Source organism: Nonomuraea sp. NPDC052129, from assembly GCF_040680095.1.
Taxonomy (GTDB): domain Bacteria; phylum Actinomycetota; class Actinomycetes; order Streptosporangiales; family Streptosporangiaceae; genus Nonomuraea.
The window spans coordinates 15,409-29,547 of sequence record NZ_JBFAVX010000029.1 but is presented as its reverse complement, the minus strand read 5'-3'; the positions used below and the strand labels follow the sequence as shown (position 1 = coordinate 29,547).

Annotated in this window: 20 protein-coding genes; 9 read left to right on the top strand and 11 right to left on the bottom strand. The window is 69.0% G+C overall.

Translation table 11 applies throughout. The features are described 5' to 3' along the window. Window positions 1–31 precede the first annotated feature (31 nt). Window positions 32–628 (top strand): TetR family transcriptional regulator, encoded by a 597-nt coding sequence (locus AB0L53_RS42870; RefSeq protein ID WP_364007393.1) that lies wholly within the window; start codon window positions 32–34, stop codon window positions 626–628. Window positions 629–738: 110 nt separating this feature from the next. Further along, window positions 739–2,166 carry a DHA2 family efflux MFS transporter permease subunit gene (locus tag AB0L53_RS42865; RefSeq protein WP_364007390.1) on the top strand — a complete coding sequence of 476 codons (1,428 nt, stop codon included), beginning with the start codon at window positions 739–741 and terminating at the stop codon, window positions 2,164–2,166. An 81-nt stretch (window positions 2,167–2,247) separates the two neighbouring features. On the opposite strand, the gene AB0L53_RS42860 is transcribed toward AB0L53_RS42865, so the two are convergent. From AB0L53_RS42860 to AB0L53_RS42845, 4 genes are all read right to left on the bottom strand, one after another. After that, a complete protein-coding gene (locus AB0L53_RS42860) occupies window positions 2,248–2,928 on the bottom strand; it encodes a hypothetical protein (protein WP_358533836.1) in 681 nt (226 codons plus the stop codon). A gap of 305 nt (window positions 2,929–3,233) precedes the next feature. Next, entirely contained in the window at window positions 3,234–3,593 is a 360-nt protein-coding gene (locus tag AB0L53_RS42855) for a hypothetical protein (RefSeq protein ID WP_364007386.1), read from the bottom strand. Between the two features lie 26 nt (window positions 3,594–3,619). Beyond that, window positions 3,620–4,000, bottom strand: coding sequence for a hypothetical protein (locus tag AB0L53_RS42850; protein ID WP_364007383.1), 381 nt, complete (start codon window positions 3,998–4,000; stop codon window positions 3,620–3,622). Continuing rightward, window positions 3,997–4,308, bottom strand: a complete 312-nt coding sequence (locus AB0L53_RS42845) for a hypothetical protein (protein ID WP_364007380.1) — start codon at window positions 4,306–4,308, stop codon at window positions 3,997–3,999. The genes AB0L53_RS42850 and AB0L53_RS42845 overlap by 4 nt, the downstream gene beginning before the upstream one ends. A 239-nt stretch (window positions 4,309–4,547) precedes the next feature. Between AB0L53_RS42845 and AB0L53_RS42840 the strand changes: the two genes are divergently transcribed. Both AB0L53_RS42840 and AB0L53_RS42835 read left to right on the top strand, forming a co-directional pair. Next, the gene (locus AB0L53_RS42840) at window positions 4,548–4,937 is read left to right on the top strand and encodes a YbaB/EbfC family nucleoid-associated protein (protein ID WP_364007377.1); all 390 of its coding nucleotides are present in this window, start codon (window positions 4,548–4,550) and stop codon (window positions 4,935–4,937) included. A 19-nt stretch (window positions 4,938–4,956) separates the two neighbouring features. Beyond that, a complete protein-coding gene (locus AB0L53_RS42835; protein WP_364007374.1) occupies window positions 4,957–5,325 on the top strand; it encodes a YbaB/EbfC family nucleoid-associated protein in 369 nt (122 codons plus the stop codon). Window positions 5,326–5,397: 72 nt separating this feature from the next. On the opposite strand, the gene AB0L53_RS42830 is transcribed toward AB0L53_RS42835, so the two are convergent. Beyond that, window positions 5,398–6,411 carry a hypothetical protein gene (locus tag AB0L53_RS42830; protein ID WP_364007371.1) on the bottom strand — a complete coding sequence of 338 codons (1,014 nt, stop codon included), beginning with the start codon at window positions 6,409–6,411 and terminating at the stop codon, window positions 5,398–5,400. A 57-nt stretch (window positions 6,412–6,468) separates the two neighbouring features. Then, the gene (locus tag AB0L53_RS42825; RefSeq protein ID WP_364007369.1) at window positions 6,469–6,714 is read right to left on the bottom strand and encodes a helix-turn-helix domain-containing protein; all 246 of its coding nucleotides are present in this window, start codon (window positions 6,712–6,714) and stop codon (window positions 6,469–6,471) included. Here AB0L53_RS42825 and AB0L53_RS42820 point away from each other — a divergent pair. Then, a complete protein-coding gene (locus tag AB0L53_RS42820; RefSeq protein WP_364007366.1) occupies window positions 6,707–6,943 on the top strand; it encodes a DUF2975 domain-containing protein in 237 nt (78 codons plus the stop codon). The two genes, AB0L53_RS42825 and AB0L53_RS42820, sit on opposite strands and share 8 nt — an antisense overlap. Beyond that, window positions 6,943–7,164, top strand: coding sequence for a helix-turn-helix transcriptional regulator (locus AB0L53_RS42815; protein ID WP_364007363.1), 222 nt, complete (start codon window positions 6,943–6,945; stop codon window positions 7,162–7,164). Before AB0L53_RS42820 ends, AB0L53_RS42815 begins: the two co-directional genes overlap by 1 nt. Before the next feature lie 113 nt (window positions 7,165–7,277). Here AB0L53_RS42815 and AB0L53_RS42810 read toward each other — a convergent pair whose 3' ends face one another. The 5 genes from AB0L53_RS42810 to AB0L53_RS42790 all read right to left on the bottom strand — a co-directional run bounded on the left by AB0L53_RS42810 (window position 7,278) and on the right by AB0L53_RS42790 (window position 11,887). Beyond that, window positions 7,278–7,862, bottom strand: a complete 585-nt coding sequence (locus AB0L53_RS42810; protein WP_364007360.1) for a DUF4142 domain-containing protein — start codon at window positions 7,860–7,862, stop codon at window positions 7,278–7,280. Between the two features lie 384 nt (window positions 7,863–8,246). After that, complete coding sequence (locus AB0L53_RS42805) at window positions 8,247–8,735, bottom strand: hypothetical protein (RefSeq protein ID WP_364007357.1); 489 nt, start codon at window positions 8,733–8,735, stop codon at window positions 8,247–8,249. A gap of 114 nt (window positions 8,736–8,849) precedes the next feature. After that, window positions 8,850–10,394, bottom strand: coding sequence for a CARDB domain-containing protein (locus tag AB0L53_RS42800; protein ID WP_364007354.1), 1,545 nt, complete (start codon window positions 10,392–10,394; stop codon window positions 8,850–8,852). Between the two features lie 213 nt (window positions 10,395–10,607). Continuing rightward, window positions 10,608–11,507, bottom strand: coding sequence for a cation diffusion facilitator family transporter (locus tag AB0L53_RS42795; RefSeq protein ID WP_364007351.1), 900 nt, complete (start codon window positions 11,505–11,507; stop codon window positions 10,608–10,610). Beyond that, entirely contained in the window at window positions 11,507–11,887 is a 381-nt protein-coding gene (locus AB0L53_RS42790) for a metalloregulator ArsR/SmtB family transcription factor (RefSeq protein WP_364007348.1), read from the bottom strand. Before AB0L53_RS42790 ends, AB0L53_RS42795 begins: the two co-directional genes overlap by 1 nt. Window positions 11,888–12,049: 162 nt before the next feature. Between AB0L53_RS42790 and AB0L53_RS42785 the strand changes: the two genes are divergently transcribed. The 3 genes from AB0L53_RS42785 to AB0L53_RS42775 all read left to right on the top strand — a co-directional run bounded on the left by AB0L53_RS42785 (window position 12,050) and on the right by AB0L53_RS42775 (window position 14,036). Continuing rightward, window positions 12,050–12,412, top strand: coding sequence for a BlaI/MecI/CopY family transcriptional regulator (locus tag AB0L53_RS42785; RefSeq protein ID WP_364007345.1), 363 nt, complete (start codon window positions 12,050–12,052; stop codon window positions 12,410–12,412). Beyond that, window positions 12,409–13,341 carry a M56 family metallopeptidase gene (locus AB0L53_RS42780; protein WP_364007342.1) on the top strand — a complete coding sequence of 311 codons (933 nt, stop codon included), beginning with the start codon at window positions 12,409–12,411 and terminating at the stop codon, window positions 13,339–13,341. Before AB0L53_RS42785 ends, AB0L53_RS42780 begins: the two co-directional genes overlap by 4 nt. Before the next feature lie 83 nt (window positions 13,342–13,424). Beyond that, window positions 13,425–14,036 (top strand): DUF3105 domain-containing protein, encoded by a 612-nt coding sequence (locus tag AB0L53_RS42775; protein WP_364007339.1) that lies wholly within the window; start codon window positions 13,425–13,427, stop codon window positions 14,034–14,036. Window positions 14,037–14,139: the final 103 nt, after the last annotated feature.

The following is a 14,139-nucleotide window of genomic DNA, read 5'->3' as shown; positions in this document are numbered from 1 at the left end:
AGCGCGGGGTGGCGGGTCGTAGGCTGGTCGTATGGCGAAGACCGCGGCACGGCAGCCGGTACCCGCCCGGCGTGCGGACGCCGAGCGCAACATCGCCGCGATCCTCCAAGCGGGCACCCGGCTGCTCAGCGCCGACCCCACGGCCAGCGTGGCCGACATCGCCAAGGCCGCCGGGGTGGGCAGGGTCACCCTTTATGGCCACTTCCCGTCACGGGAGGCGCTGGTGGACGCGGTGCTCGACCACGCGGTCGGCGTGGCGGAGGCGGTGCTGGCGGACGATTCGATCGACACGGAACCCGCGCCCGAGGCCATGGCCAAGCTCCTGCGGTCGTCCTGGGAGATCCTCGACCGGCACCGCCGCCTGTTCCTGGCCGCCGACCGGACACTGGCCACGGAGCAGATCAGGAAGCACCACGACCGGCCGCTGCAGCGCGTGGAGCGGCTCATCGCGCGCGGTCAGCGCGCGGGCGACTTCCGTACGGACCTGCCGCTGGCCTGGCTGGTGACGACGTTCTTCTCGATCATCCACACCGCGGCGCAGGAGCGTGAGACCGGACGGCTGGCGGCCGAGGAGGTCGAGCCGGTGCTGATCAAGACGATGCTGGCGCTGCTCTCCAAGCCCGCCTGACCACGGCCTCCGCAGGCTCCACCCAGAAGCTCATCCCTGAATAAACCCTACCTGTGTATGGTTCATGGGTGCTAACTTGAACATCAGTGTTCGAGTTAAGGAGACTTCGGATGAGTCTTGGCATGCCTTCCGCCCAGACACGCACCAGCGGGTGGGGCCTGCTCGTGCTGCTGTGCCTGGCCCAGTTCATGTTGATCGTCGACATCACCGTGGTGCAGGTGGCGCTGCCCACCATCGGTACGGACCTCGCGCTCGACCGCGAGTCGCTGACCTGGGTGGTGACCACGTACACGCTCTGCTTCGGCGGCCTCATGGTGCTCGGCGGGCGGCTCGCCGACGCGTGGGGCGCCCGTCGCACGCTCATGATGGGGCTGGGACTGTTCACGGCGGCTTCGCTGGTGTGCGGGCTGGCCGGGAGCGGCGTGATGCTCATCGCCGGGCGGGCGCTCCAGGGCGTCGGAGCGGCGCTGCTCTCCCCGGCGGCCCTGGCCGTCATCACCACCACCTACCAGGGCGAACGGCGCGGCCGGGCGCTCGGCGTCTGGGCGGCCATCGGCGGTACGGGGGCGGCCCTGGGCGTGCTGCTCGGCGGCGTGCTCACCGCCGGGCCGGGCTGGACCTGGGTGTTCATCGTCAACGTTCCGATCGGGCTGGTGGTGCTCGCCACCGTGCCCGCCGTTGTACCGCCCACGCCCGGGCGGAGCGAGCGGGTCGACGTACCCGGCGCCCTGGTCGTCACACTGGCGACGGCACTGCTGATCTACGGGCTGGTGACAGCGGGCGACGCGGGCTGGGGCGCGGTGGGCACGGTGCTGCCGCTGGTGGGGGCCGTGCTGCTGTACGCGCTGTTCGTGGTCGTCGAGCGGTCGGTACGCGCACCGCTCATGCGCGCCGAGACCCTGGCCAGGCGGCCGGTGATCTCGGGGACGTTCGTCATGCTGATGGCCACCGGGCTGATGCTGGGGTTGTTCTTCCTCAGCTCGCTCTACCTCCAGAACGTGCTGCGCTTCAGCGCGCTGGAGACCGGGCTGCTGTTCCTGCCCGTGGCCATCGCGATCACGATCGGCGCGCAGCTCGGCGGGCATCTCATCGGCCGGATCGGCGGTCGGCCGGTGGCGGTGGCGTCCTTCGTGGTGACCGCGGCCGGGGCGGCGCTGATGACCCGCATCTCGCCCGACGCGAGCGCGTACACCACGCTGCTACCCGGCTTCGTGCTGGCCGCTCTGGGGATCGGGCCGGCGTTCGTGACGGCCACCACCACGACCATGGCGAACATCCCGCCCGGCGAGAATGGTGTCGCCTCCGGCGTCATCAACACCTTCCACGAACTCGGCGGCTCGATCGGGGTGGCCGTCGTCTCCACGGTCGCCGCGTCCAGCCTCGTACCCGGCTCGACGGCGGGCATCGGCGGCTTCGTCTCGGGGCTCACGCTGTGCGCCGTCGCCGCGGGCGCCGCGGCAGCCATCGCGCTGTGGCTGGTGCCACCGGGCAAGCCCGCGGTGGCATTCGTCGGCCACGGTCACGGACACGGCCACTGACGGGTACGACGCGCGTGGGCCGGGCGGCCGGGCCGTCGAGGCCGCCGCCCAGCTCGCGGGCCTGATGAACCCCGAGGGGCGCTAATCGTCCTCGCGGAGCCGCTCCAGCCGAGTCTGGGCGAACGAGCGGATCGCCTCATCCCTGGCCATGGCCGCGTGCGCCAGGAGGTCCGTGTCGTCCTTGTGGGACAGGCTCGCGGCGGCCGCCCCGGCGAACAGCCGAGTCAGCGGGTCGCCTTCTTCCATCCGGATGACGATGCCGGTCCGGTCAGACTCCTCTTCGTCCTGGAGGATCAGCCACTCCACCAGCTCCTTGAGCTGACCCGGGGGCAGACATGACGCCCCTGCCTCAAGCTGCTCGATCGACGCCTCGGTCAGGAACTCGAGGATCTTCCAGCGGATGGCGCGATCGGGGTCGAGGCTCAGGTTGATGACCTGCGCGAGGATGGGCCCGTGCCGCCCGTCGGTGCTCGCCAGCGCGACGGTGATCGCGTTGTACCGGGTGTTGCGGACCGGGCTGGACAGCAGGGCCGGGAGCTCGTCCATCATCGGGGCCGCGAGCTCGGCCAGCTCCGAGAGCAGCCAGGAGGCCACGCCGACGACCACCTCTTCGCCACTGTGAAGGAGCCTTGCGAGGTTCTCGACGGGGTATCCCGCGTACAGCTCGCTCAGCAGGTCATTGGCGGCCTCGCCCATGATCTCGTCGTCGGCCGGATGCGTACGAATACGCTCGATCAGATCGTCGCCTGTTTGCGTCTGCATCGACTACTCCCAGTATTCGCCGTTCCAGTACGGCTTCCGGCCCATAGTTCTCTCGAACTCGCTGGCATCCGGGCTCCCCCCGGCGCTGGGTCCGCTCCCGGAATCCTGGTGGAACTCCCGCCGTTGGATGCTCTCCTCTAATTTCTTGATATTTTTTTTCTTCCCTTTCGATTCGCTGCGCGTGCCCGACCTCATAACCCTTGACCTCCTCTTCTTTCTTTCTGACCTTGAGGCTTCTCTTCATCTCGGACAGGGCCTTCCTCGCCTCCGCCTCTGTCATGCCCCTGGCACTGGTCGGGGTCTCCTCATGGATTCTTCCGTCTCTCCACGCGGTAGCTCTTGTTGCTTCTTCCTCTGCCGAGAAAGCCGCGGCCTCTACCTCGGTTGCCCCCGTTCCCTCGATTGTTGTTGCGGGGAGACATCCGGGCGATGCCGTTCTCGGCCGAGCGGGGGCCGGACGACGCCCTCATGCCGGCGGGCCGCAGGGGCACTCCGCCGCGCGGGCCGGCCAAGGCCATGCGCCCGCCGCCGCGGTGCGGGAGATCGTCCAGGATGCGGCGCATCGGCTCCTTCAGTCTCCTGATGACCACCTCCCCCACTCGCTTGCCCGTGATCTCCATGCCCTCGGCCTGGGCTCTCCTGAGCTGGGCCCGGGCCAGTCTCATCCGTACCAAGGCCAACGAGACTCCGGTCACGCCCCGACCGCCAGCAGCTTCGCCACGGTGACCGCCGTGGCCGCCGCCTGCATGCCCGAGACGACCTTCACTGCCGACACCACGGAGGCGGCGCCGTCCAGGGTCGCGGGCGCCACGGATAAGGCCTGACTGGCCTGCGCGAGGGATCCGCCGTTGACGCCGAGCCTGTTCCACTGGGTCTGCATGGCTTCGGCGGAGCCGCCGTGGTAGTTCTGCTGCGCGCCGCGGACCGCCGTCTCCGCCTGTGTCGCCGACGTGAGCGCGGTCGCGGCGGTGCCACGCATGGCGTTGGCCTCGGCCCGCATCTCGTCTTCGTTGATGTTCGGCCAGTGGCCGATCATCTGCATCATCCCGGCGGCGGCCGGGTCGAGCATCACCGCCATATGTCACCGGCGTTCCGCACGTTCGCGGCCTCGGCTTCGGAGTTGTTCCTGACCACGCGGTGGAGCCCGTCGCCGGTTTCGCCGAGCGCCGTGGACAGGGCGGTGAGCGCGGCCATCGAGGTCTCGCGGGCATCGGCGTAAATGCCGGCGAACATGCCGAACATTCCGTCGTCCCCCCAGGACGAGACGCCGTCCCCCCGCTGCACGAGAGGGTTGAGCGCGGCATTGTGCTCTTCTGCGTGGGTTCTGAGCCGAGAGGCGTCCTGTCCCACTGCCCCCAGGCTGATCTCCAATCCCGTCATGCCGGATGACCATACCTCGACATTTCGCCAAATACGCAGCTTCCTGCGATGAACCGGCAAATGCGGCGCCGACAGTTTTCATCGTCCATCGGTACGGAAGAAGAGCGGAAGAAAAACGGAAGAGCGATCTCTTAACATTCTCCGACGTTGGTCACGACCAGTTTGGAAAGCGATGACCGAGTGCCCGCGCTTTGTGCCATTGCGGCGGGCCCCCTTCACCGAACCCGCACGGAGTCGACGTGTCTGTACCCACCCCAGAGCAGGACGCGGCGTTCCTGGCCGAGTACGTGGACCGTTGCCGGGAGGCCATTCGTGGCCTGTACGCCGCGCAGACGGCCATCGGACAGCTCGAGGGTCAGGCGGAGAGCGCCGACGGTCTGGTGTGGGCGACCGCTGACGGCCAGGGCCGGGTGACACGGCTGAGCATCAACCCGCGGGCGCTGCGAAAGAACGAGCGGGAGCTCGGCCGCGAGGTGACCGAGGTGCTCCAGGCGGCCCAGAACGACGCCGCACGGCAGGCGCAGGAGGTCGTGGACAAGGTGTCGAGCCGTGCCGACGCTCTGCCGGAGCCGCTCGACGAGGACTTCGTCCGCGCACGGGGCGAGCAGGCCATCCGCGATCTCATCTAGCTCATCCAGGAGGCACAGCGTGTACTTTCCGGAGAACGACTTCGGCGTCCGGGACGTGGACGGGCCCGCCCGCGAGGGCGCGCGGATGCTGGCCGCCTTGGAGGCGGCCCAGGAAGACCTCGACAAGATCGTCGGTACGGCCAAGAGCCGGTCGGGCCACGTCGAGGCATCCGTGAACCCCGAAGGCCGCGTGCTGAACGTCTCCTTCGGCCCCCGCGCTCTGCGCATGGGCAGCCAGGACCTGGCGGAGGAGGTCATGGCGACCCTCGACCTGGCGGGCGCCGACGCCCAACGCCAGGCCGACGCCCTCCTGCGCGACACCCTTCCCGGGCACGACCTGGAGCAGGCCGCCGCCGACCTCCGGCGCGTCATCGGCGACTGGCGCTGACCTACGACGCCGGCGACGTGACCTCGACGCGAGCGGGGTCAGGCCCCTGGCGGCCGTCGACGCCCTTTAGCTTCAGTAGGTGATGAATCCGTACAGCGCCATATGGTTCGACTTCGTGCCGCTCACCGTGTGATCGATGCTCGACGGCTGCACTGCGCCTTTGACGAACAGATAGTCGATCTTTCTGGAGCCGGACGTCACCTTTGCTCCATAGCCGGTCATACCGAAGCCGCTGAGCGTCGTGGGGGCGATGTTCGTACGATTCGCGTCGATCCCGATCACCCGGATCGTCGAGGCGTTCATCAGACTTGTGGCGTCCGCGCCGACGTGGATGCCGGAGTTGGCGACGCCCGTGTCGTCGGCGCCCGCGCAGGCGTTCGCTCCGTTCTGTTCCGGGAGGTGCATGGTCGCGGCGAAAACCGTGGTGCCCGTTTCCTTGATCGTGAACCTCGCCGCGATGGCGCTCGTACGCTTCCATTTGTAGGCGTTGGTGCTGCCGTCGTCGTTGCTCGGCGGCTTGTACAGCGTGCATCCGGCTCCGCCGCCGTACGATGTCCCGGGCTTTAACCAGCCCGCACTCCAATACGCGGAAATGTCGCCCGCCGCCAGGCTCAGCGTTCTGGTGTTGTAGACGATGCCGTTGGTCTGCTTTTTCTTCAGGTCACCCAGCGCCTGCTGAGCGCACTTGTGCGAGGAGCCCCACGCCTCGGGGTCGTCCCAGGCCACGATCGCCTTGTAGGTGCCCGCCGGATATCCGAACTTGGCCGAGAGCTGGTCGGCGTAGGCCGTGGCCTGTCCGGTGCCGCGTACCTGCTGCACGATCAGGAGATCGGGAGCCTGCACGCCGGAGGTGCCCGTCTTGCCGTTGTCGTCGACCAGCATCGACGTGAGGTGGTCCGGCCCGGAGATCCGGGTGCAGGAGCCGTCGGCGTTGTTCCGCACCAGGTTCTCGATGTTGTTGTTGTAGACGCGCAAGACCCGGTCGGCCGCGGACGTGGGCGCCGCTTGCGCCTGCGCGATGGAGGTCGTGGTGGCCAGTGCGGCGGCGGCCGCGAGCGCGCCGGATGATCGATAAATGAACGACATGATCGCAGGGTAACGATCGACGCTGAGAGCACCCCGCGACCGTCAGGCCAACCCGGGTCATTCCATGCTGGGGAGATCGATAGGCGGGAAGAGCGGGGGGTCGTGGGCCAGGTCGAACGCGGCGGCGAGGATGCTGACGACCTGAGGCATGGCCTGAGGCGCCAGCTCGTACTCGCCCCGCCGCCGTTGCGTGATCAGCCTGGCGCTCTGCAGCGCGCGGAGGTGGTGATAGAGCTGGCCGCTGGTGACGATGGTGCGACGGGGAACCGTGTTCTCCCACGCCGCCTTCCGGTATGTGGACATCGTGATCGGCGCGATCGTGGCGGCCGCCCTGGTGTGGTTCGCGGTCACGGCCATCAATGCGCCGGGCCAGCGGGAGGACCCGGGTGTCACCGTCATCATGGCCGGGATCGGCGTGGCCATTCTGGGGGTCGCGCTGATCGTGCGCGTGCTGCGGGTGCTGCTCGCCCAGGCCGTCGCGCGCGACGGCGAAGCGGCGCAGATGCAGGCCGAGCTGGACGAGATGATCTGATGCCGATCGTCGTCGACATCGACGTGATGCTGGCCAAGCGGAAGATGTCCGTGGGCGAGCTCGCGGACCGCATCGGGATCACGCCCGCCAACCTGGCGGTGCTCAAGAACGGCCGCGCCAAGGCGGTGCGCTTCACGACGCTCACCGCGCTCTGCGAGGTGCTCGAGTGCCAGCCGGGCGACCTGCTGCGCTGGGAAGCCGAGGACACCGCGGACGGATGACGTGCCCCAGGGCGGACGTGAAAACGGACGCGACCTGTTGCAGGCCACATGGAAGAGCCCAGGACGGCGGTGCCGCTCTGGGCCCCTACGTCAGCCGGCCAGGCGTTCGGATCTCATTGGAGCCCTGGCTTTTGATCCACGAACGTGGTGGGCGGAATAGGCGAGGGCGTCGGAGCCTCGGGCAAGTCACCGTGCTCGACCAGACCGGTGGATTCCAGGTACGTCATGTGACGCATGACAAAGTTGATGCCTTCTCCGGCGAACTTCCTGATCTCCGAGTTACGGGTGCCGGCCCGCACCGCGGCCAGGGTGCTGAAGACCTTGCCGTGGGCGGCGCGCAGCAGGTTGGCGTAGTCCTGGTCGAAGGCGGGGCCGCGCTCCGCCGCGAGCTGCGCCATCCAGCTTTGCTGGTCGCCATTGGGTTCGTTGGGTAGGGCCACGCCCAGCTTCTGGGCGGTCTGACGGGTCATCACGTCCAGCCTCGCGTGTTCGCTCCTGATCTGTTTGCCGACTTCCTTGACACGCTGGGATGCGGCACGGGTCGCGGCGTACTCGCCTGCGGGCATCTCCCACAGGCCGGCCTGCCGTACCTTGATCAGCAGATCGCGATCGGCGGCCGAGAGCGGACCCGAGGACGTCTGCGTCAATTGAGCGGCGGCGGGGTCGACTGACGGCGGGATGACCACCACGATCGTCACCGCGGCCGCCACGACGAAGCCACCGAGCAGGAGGAGCTCGGCGCGGACAAGCCTACGCCCGCCCGTGGGCGCGCTGGATTTTTCGGCCATGCTCAGTTGCCCAGCGATCGCACGGCGGCCGGCAGCTTGACGGGCGCCGTCTCGCTCGCTCTTGAGCGCCGCCTGTTCCGCTTGTGCTCCCTGTCTTGAGCTTGCGGATGCGCGAGGACGGTGATGTCCGTCATCATCATCGGCGTACCTCCACTTGATGCCTGTGCTTCTTTGAGAGGTACGCGAGCCTGACCCAACGAGTTCGACATCATGTAGAAGTCGATCCGATGCGGAACTCGCGACGCTGAGGGCGCAGCGCACGAAAGGCCATTGAGGTTCCTGGGTGCGTGGTGGTCAGCAGGCTGAGAGCCATCTGACGAACACGACCCTGGACGGGATGCCGTTCGGCACCACCACGACGTGGTCCCATTCGTAGACGATGCTCGGTCCCTCGTCGCCTTCGGCGGGCACCATGTCGGGCGAGTCCAAGGGGCTCGTGCCCGTGCTGCCCACGCTGGCCACCACCCGCTGCTGGGCGTCCATGAAGACGAGCTGGCTGTGCCAGACGTCGGCGTGCCTGGTGAAGTCGGTGTCGCTCACGGCGTGCACGTGCACGCGAGTAGTGCCGCTCTCGATATAGACGTAACTGGGAAACTCCAGATGGCAGTCGCCGACCTTCCACGGGCTGCCGAACGCCCCTCGCGCGAAGAGCGAGCTCGACGTGAGCGACAGAATCCTGGAGTCGGTGGCGGCGTCGGCGGAGGCTGGGGTCGGGATGCCGAGCATGGCCGTGAGTGAGACGATCGCGGCGACGGTGAAGAGACGCGGTCTTGAGATGCGCATGGATCCCCCTGAAAGGCAGTCTTGCCCTTTGGGCGTTCCACGTCGTTCCTTCGCGGCCCAGGAGCCTCGCGTCCCTGCCACGAGGAAATCGGTGGCAGGGACGCTTTCCGGTCGCTAGCTCTTCGCCTTGATGCAGTACGGGCAGAAGGGTTCAGGGTCGACGCAGACCTTGACGCTGTCGGAGTTGTTGGCGGGATCGAGATCCAGCTCCTTGCCGTCGGCCGTGGCCGCGTTGGTCGTCTCTCCGACCGCTGTGGCCTTGGCATGGATGGTCAACGTGGCTGAGGCGCCGCTGGCCAGCGTGCCGACGGTCCACATCCCGCTCGCCGGCGCGTAGGTCCCGTTGGAGGCCATGGCGGACACGAAGGTGAGGTTGGACGGCAGCATGTCCTTGACCGTGACCCCCGTCGCGTCGTTCGGGCCGGCATTGCGTACGGTGACGCGGTAGGTGACGGTCTGGCCCACGGTCACCTTGGTCGAATCGGCGGACTTGACCACGCTCAGGTCCACAGCCGGGTTGACCTTGGTAACGGCGTCGCCGCTGGTGGAGGTCAGCAGCTCCGGCTCCGGGCCGAGCCGGTTCTCGTAGCCGACCGTCCCCTGGTTGGTCACCTCCCCGCCCGCGGCGTCCCGACCGACCTTGACCTTGAACTCCACGGTGGTGCCGCCGGGCAGGCTCGCGGCGTTGGGCAGCGAGCCGCCGGCCGCGGCGGTGGCGCCGTTCCCCAGGGTGAAGGAGACCTTGCCGGCCGCGGCGTTGAAGTCGCCCTGGTCGTCGCCCGCCTGATCGGTCTTGTCCCCGGTGCCGGGGCCGTCGACCACCCGGAGCGAGCCGGGCACGTAAGTGGTCCCCGCCGGGACGGTGTCGGTGAGGCGCACGTTCTCCGCCGGGGCGCCGCCCCTGTTGACCGCGGTGACCCGGTAGGTGATCACGTCGCCGACGTCGACCGGCCCCTGCGGGCTCGCGGATTTGCTGACGACGACGCACGGCGCGGTCGCGAAGTAGATGTCGTCGAGCAGGTTGCCGAAGGTGGCGTTCCCTCCGGCCGCCGAGACGGAACGGAAGGCGAACCTGGTGGTCGTCTGGCCCGCGGGCACGATGTAGATGCCGGAGTAGGTGCCCCAGCTCCCGGTGCCGTCCGACATGACCTTCTGTTGCACCGGGGACGCCGGAGCGCCGATGTCCAAGGCCATCGTGTCGACCCCCAGCCGGCCGCGGTGGGACAGCCGCCAGTACAGCTTCGCCCCCGGGGTGGTCGCGTGGTCCTGGTACAGGGTCGAGACCTGGTTGGCGTTCAGCTCGGCGAGTTGCCTGCCCTCCTTGGGCGGGGTGTTGGCCGGGTTCGGCGGGCTGGCCCACAGCTCGATCATGTGGTCGGTGGCGGTGGTGAGCCAGCCGGACACGTGGTTCGGCGCTCCGGTCTGCGAGGCGTCGGGGAACGAGGTCCACGTCCCGCGGCTGACGACCGGCTGCTCGAAACCGCCGTTGACCAGCGACACCTGGTCGGGGCATGAGGTGGGATCCGGCGCGACCCGCGAAACCGCCGGGGCGGTGACAGCAGGTGCGGCCTCGGCCGGGACCGCGCCGAACAGCGTCAGCGGAAGGGCCGCCGCCGCGAGGGCGGCGACCGGGTAACACATCCCTCGGATGCGTCTCATTGTGATGTTCCTCTCGTCGCAGAGCACTGCCTTCATCCACCGGGCCGGGAAAACCGGCACCGGCGCCGGACGGCAGCTTCGCCCGACGAGGGCACGCGGCGGCACGCGACACGTACGGTCGCACCAACAGTTGGCTTGATCTTGTTCAGCGCGTACACGACCCTCGGCGTCGCTGTGCGCCTGGACCGCTGAGATCAGAGAGGCTGGGGCGGGTCACCAGCCCAGATCGTCGCAGCCGGTGTGGTCGACGGGTTCGACCTGCAGAGTGGCATGGGCGACGCCGTGGCGCTGTCGTAGCAGGTCGCGGGCCTGGTCCAGGACGGCGTGGTTGTTGTCCTGGTCCACGGTGACGAGATGGGCGGTGGCGACGTTCATGCCGGAGGTGAGGGTCCACAGGTGCAGGTCGTGGATGTCGCGTACGCCGCGGATGGCGGCCAGGTCGGCCGCCACGGCGGCGGCGTCGAGACCTTCGGGGACGTGCTGACCGAGGACGGCGAAGACCTGACGGCCGAGCGAGACAGCGCGTACGGCCACGAAGACGCCGATGGCCAGGGCGACGACGGTGTCCCAGAACGCCTGGCCGGTCATCGCGACGAGCCAGCCCGCGATGATGACGCCGACCGAGCCGGCGGTGTCGGCGACGACCTCCAGGTAGGCGCCCTTGACGTTGAGACTCTCACTTGCTCCGGAGCGCAGCAGGAGCAGTGCGATCAGGTTCACCGCAAGGCCGATCGCGCCCACGACGAGCATCGGACCGGTGGAGACTTCGGCGGGTCCGCCGATGCGGCCGATGGCTTCGGCGACCACGTACAGGGCGACGCCCAGCATCATGATCACAGCCAGCAGGGAGGCGAACACCTCGGCCCGGTAGGAGCCGTAGCTGCGGCGGCCGGTGGTGTCGGGGCGGGTGGCGATCCTGGTGGCGACCAGGGCCGCGCCGAGGGTGACGACGTCGGCGGCCATGTGCCCGGCGTCCGACATCAGCGCCAGCGAGCCCGAGATCAGCCCGAAGGCGAGCTCGACCACGAAGTACGAGCCGATCAGCGCGAAGGAGACCGCCAGCCGCCAGCGATGGCGGCCTCCCGCGTGCCCGTGCCCGTGTCCCGCGCCCATCAAGTGTTCCCGCCGCGTTCGGGATGGATGGCGTCGGTGTGCTCGGTGTGGGCGAGCGCCAGGTCGAGCAGCATGCGTACGTGCGGGTCTTCCAGACGGTAGTAGGCCATCCGGCCGGCGCGGCGCGCGGCGACGATGCGGTGGGCGCGCAGCAGCCGCAGGGCGTGGGAGACGGCGGACTCGCTCTGGCCGGTCACGGCGGCCAGGTCGCACACGCACAGTTCGCCGTCCAGCAAGGCGACCAGGAGCCGCAGCCGGTTCGGGTCCGACAGCAGCCCGAAGATGTCGGCGGTGTCGGTGAGATCCTCGGCGGCCGGCATCCGCTCGCAGACGGCGGCTACGCGATCGGCGTCGACCACTTTGGCGGCACAACCGTCCATCACCAACACACCCTCATCTGAAGAAGCATTCATATGAGCAAGATAGAGCGTCGCCTGGACGGCATGTCAAGCGTGCGGTCTTTGTCGGCATATGTCGCACAGCGCGGCCGTGAAGAGCAGTGCCGGTACTCTTCTACTTGGAGTAGAACGCGGGCAGGAGGGGTGACGGTGCAGCTCGGCAACCTGGAGCGATCGATCATGGAAGCCCTGTGGGAGCATCCCGAGGGCATGTTCGCCCACGTCCTCGCCGCGGAGCTACCGTCCCGGCCCGCCACCACGACGGTGTTGACCGTCTTGATGCGGCTCTCGAACAAGGGCATGGTCTCCCGCGAGCGCATCGGACGAGCGCACCTGTACAGGGCCACCGCGGACAAGGACGCCTTCGTCGCCGAGGCCATGCGCGCCGCCCTGAACGAGGCCGGCGACGTCGCGGCAGCCGTGCAGCGCTTCGTCGGAACGGTGACGCCGGAGGTGGCCGCCGCCTTGCGCGCGGCCCTGGGCGAGCGGGGCGGATCGGCGCAATGATCGCCTGGCTGGTCGCGGCCGGGATCGCGCTGCTGCCGGTGGCGCTCGGCGACCGGGCCGCGCGCAGGCTGGCCGGGGCGGCGTGGACGCACCGCTGCCCCCGCGCGGCGCTGGCGCTGTGGCAGGCGATCGGGCTGGCCGCCGGGCTGGGCGCGGTCGGTCTCGGATTGGTGGGCGCCGTCGCGCCGCTGGCCGCGGTGTTTCCGCACGGAGCGCACACCCTGGTCAGCCAGATCGCCAGCGGCCATGGCCTCGACGGGCTCGGGCCGGTGCATCTGCTGGCCCTGGCCTGGTCGGCGGGCCTGATGGGCTGGCTCGTCATCCACACGGTGCGCGTCACCACCAAGACGATCCGGGAGCGAGGCCGGCAGCGCCTGCTGGTCGACGTGGTCGCCGATCATTCACCGGCGCATGACGTCTATGTGCTGCCTGTCGCCGAACATGTCGCCTACTGCGTACCGGGCAGAGACCGGCGGATCGTGTTGAGCCGGGGCACTCTGGAACTGCTGACTCCGAAGGAGTTGCAGGCCGTTCTCGGGCATGAGCGTGCGCATGCCCGGGGCCACCACGATCTGGCGCTGCTGCCTTTCGTCGCGCTGGCGCACGCGTTTCCATGGCTGACCTCCGCCCGGACGGCGCGGCACGCGGTCGCGGTGCTGGTGGAGATGATCGCCGACGATCACGCGTGCCGGGCGCACGGCGCGCTGCCTCTGGCGCGCGCTCTTGTCCGCATGACGACCTCCGCATCTGGCCCGGGTCTCGCCACACTCTCCCTGGCCGACGCGGGAGTCGTCGAGCGCCTGCAACGACTGCTCGGCGAACGCACACAGCCCCGCTGGGTGCCCGCGGCGGCGTACTCGATCGCCGGCCTCCTGCTCAGCGGCCCGGTGGCCGTGCTGGTCGCGCCGCTGGTGTGCATCACGCTCTGACCGCGTCTCGCCTTATGACCTCTATATTCGACGTACGGTAGAAGTTCTACAAAGCGTAGAAGCTAGCGGTCGGAGGAAGTCGGATGGGCGAGAAGCCGCAGGGCTCGATCAAGGAGCGGCTCTCCGTGTTGCGGGCCCGCCAACGGAGAGAGGAGTTGCGGCGCCGGGCCATCATGATCGGCCTCTCGCTGGCCGGAGCGGGCGGACTGGCGGCGGCGGTGACGGTGTTCGTGCTCAACGAGCGCGCCCGCTCGTCGCTGGACGCGGTTCAGACGATCAATGTGACGCAGCGCAAGCACACCGACGATCCGGTCAGCTATCCGCAGGCGCCGCCGGTCGGTGGCGACCACGCCCCGGCGTGGCAGAACTGCGGAATCTATCCGAATCCGGTGCGCAACGAGAACGCGGTCCACAGTCAAGAGCATGGAGCGGTCTGGGCGGCCTACCGTCCGGGACTGCCGAAAGCGCAGCTGGACGTGCTGCTCGACCGGGTCAAGGGACGCGACTTCGTCATCCTCTCGCCCTACCCGGGCCTGTCGTCCGCGATCGTGCTCAGTTCCTGGGGCAAGCAGCTCAAGCTCGACAGCGCCGAGGATCCGCGGTTGCCGGCGTTCCTGCGGGCCAACATCAACGGCCCCGGGACGCCTGAGCCGGGGGCGGCATGCACCGGCGGGGTCGGGGAGCCGTCCGCATGAGACTGCCGGTCGTCCTGCGGCGGCGCCGCGTACTGGTGCCCGCGACCGCCGTCCTGACCGTCCTGGTCCTCGGGCTCATGCGCCCGTGGCCACCCTCGGACAC

Bases quoted from the DNA above. Each gene is read 5' to 3' on its own strand.
- AB0L53_RS42870 (WP_364007393.1), top strand. From the start codon at position 32: ATGGCGAAGACCGCGGCACGGCAGCCGGTACCCGCCCGGCGTGCGGAC.
- AB0L53_RS42865 (WP_364007390.1), top strand. From the start codon at position 739: ATGAGTCTTGGCATGCCTTCCGCCCAGACACGCACCAGCGGGTGGGGC.
- AB0L53_RS42860 (WP_358533836.1), bottom strand. From the start codon at position 2,928: ATGCAGACGCAAACAGGCGACGATCTGATCGAGCGTATTCGTACGCAT.
- AB0L53_RS42855 (WP_364007386.1), bottom strand. From the start codon at position 3,593: ATGAGACTGGCCCGGGCCCAGCTCAGGAGAGCCCAGGCCGAGGGCATG.
- AB0L53_RS42845 (WP_364007380.1), bottom strand. From the start codon at position 4,308: ATGACGGGATTGGAGATCAGCCTGGGGGCAGTGGGACAGGACGCCTCT.
- AB0L53_RS42830 (WP_364007371.1), bottom strand. From the start codon at position 6,411: ATGTCGTTCATTTATCGATCATCCGGCGCGCTCGCGGCCGCCGCCGCA.
- AB0L53_RS42825 (WP_364007369.1), bottom strand. From the start codon at position 6,714: ATGTCCACATACCGGAAGGCGGCGTGGGAGAACACGGTTCCCCGTCGC.
- AB0L53_RS42815 (WP_364007363.1), top strand. From the start codon at position 6,943: ATGCCGATCGTCGTCGACATCGACGTGATGCTGGCCAAGCGGAAGATG.
- AB0L53_RS42805 (WP_364007357.1), bottom strand. From the start codon at position 8,735: ATGCGCATCTCAAGACCGCGTCTCTTCACCGTCGCCGCGATCGTCTCA.
- AB0L53_RS42800 (WP_364007354.1), bottom strand. From the start codon at position 10,394: ATGAGACGCATCCGAGGGATGTGTTACCCGGTCGCCGCCCTCGCGGCG.
- AB0L53_RS42795 (WP_364007351.1), bottom strand. From the start codon at position 11,507: ATGGGCGCGGGACACGGGCACGGGCACGCGGGAGGCCGCCATCGCTGG.
- AB0L53_RS42790 (WP_364007348.1), bottom strand. From the start codon at position 11,887: ATGGACGGTTGTGCCGCCAAAGTGGTCGACGCCGATCGCGTAGCCGCC.
- AB0L53_RS42780 (WP_364007342.1), top strand. From the start codon at position 12,409: ATGATCGCCTGGCTGGTCGCGGCCGGGATCGCGCTGCTGCCGGTGGCG.
- AB0L53_RS42775 (WP_364007339.1), top strand. From the start codon at position 13,425: ATGGGCGAGAAGCCGCAGGGCTCGATCAAGGAGCGGCTCTCCGTGTTG.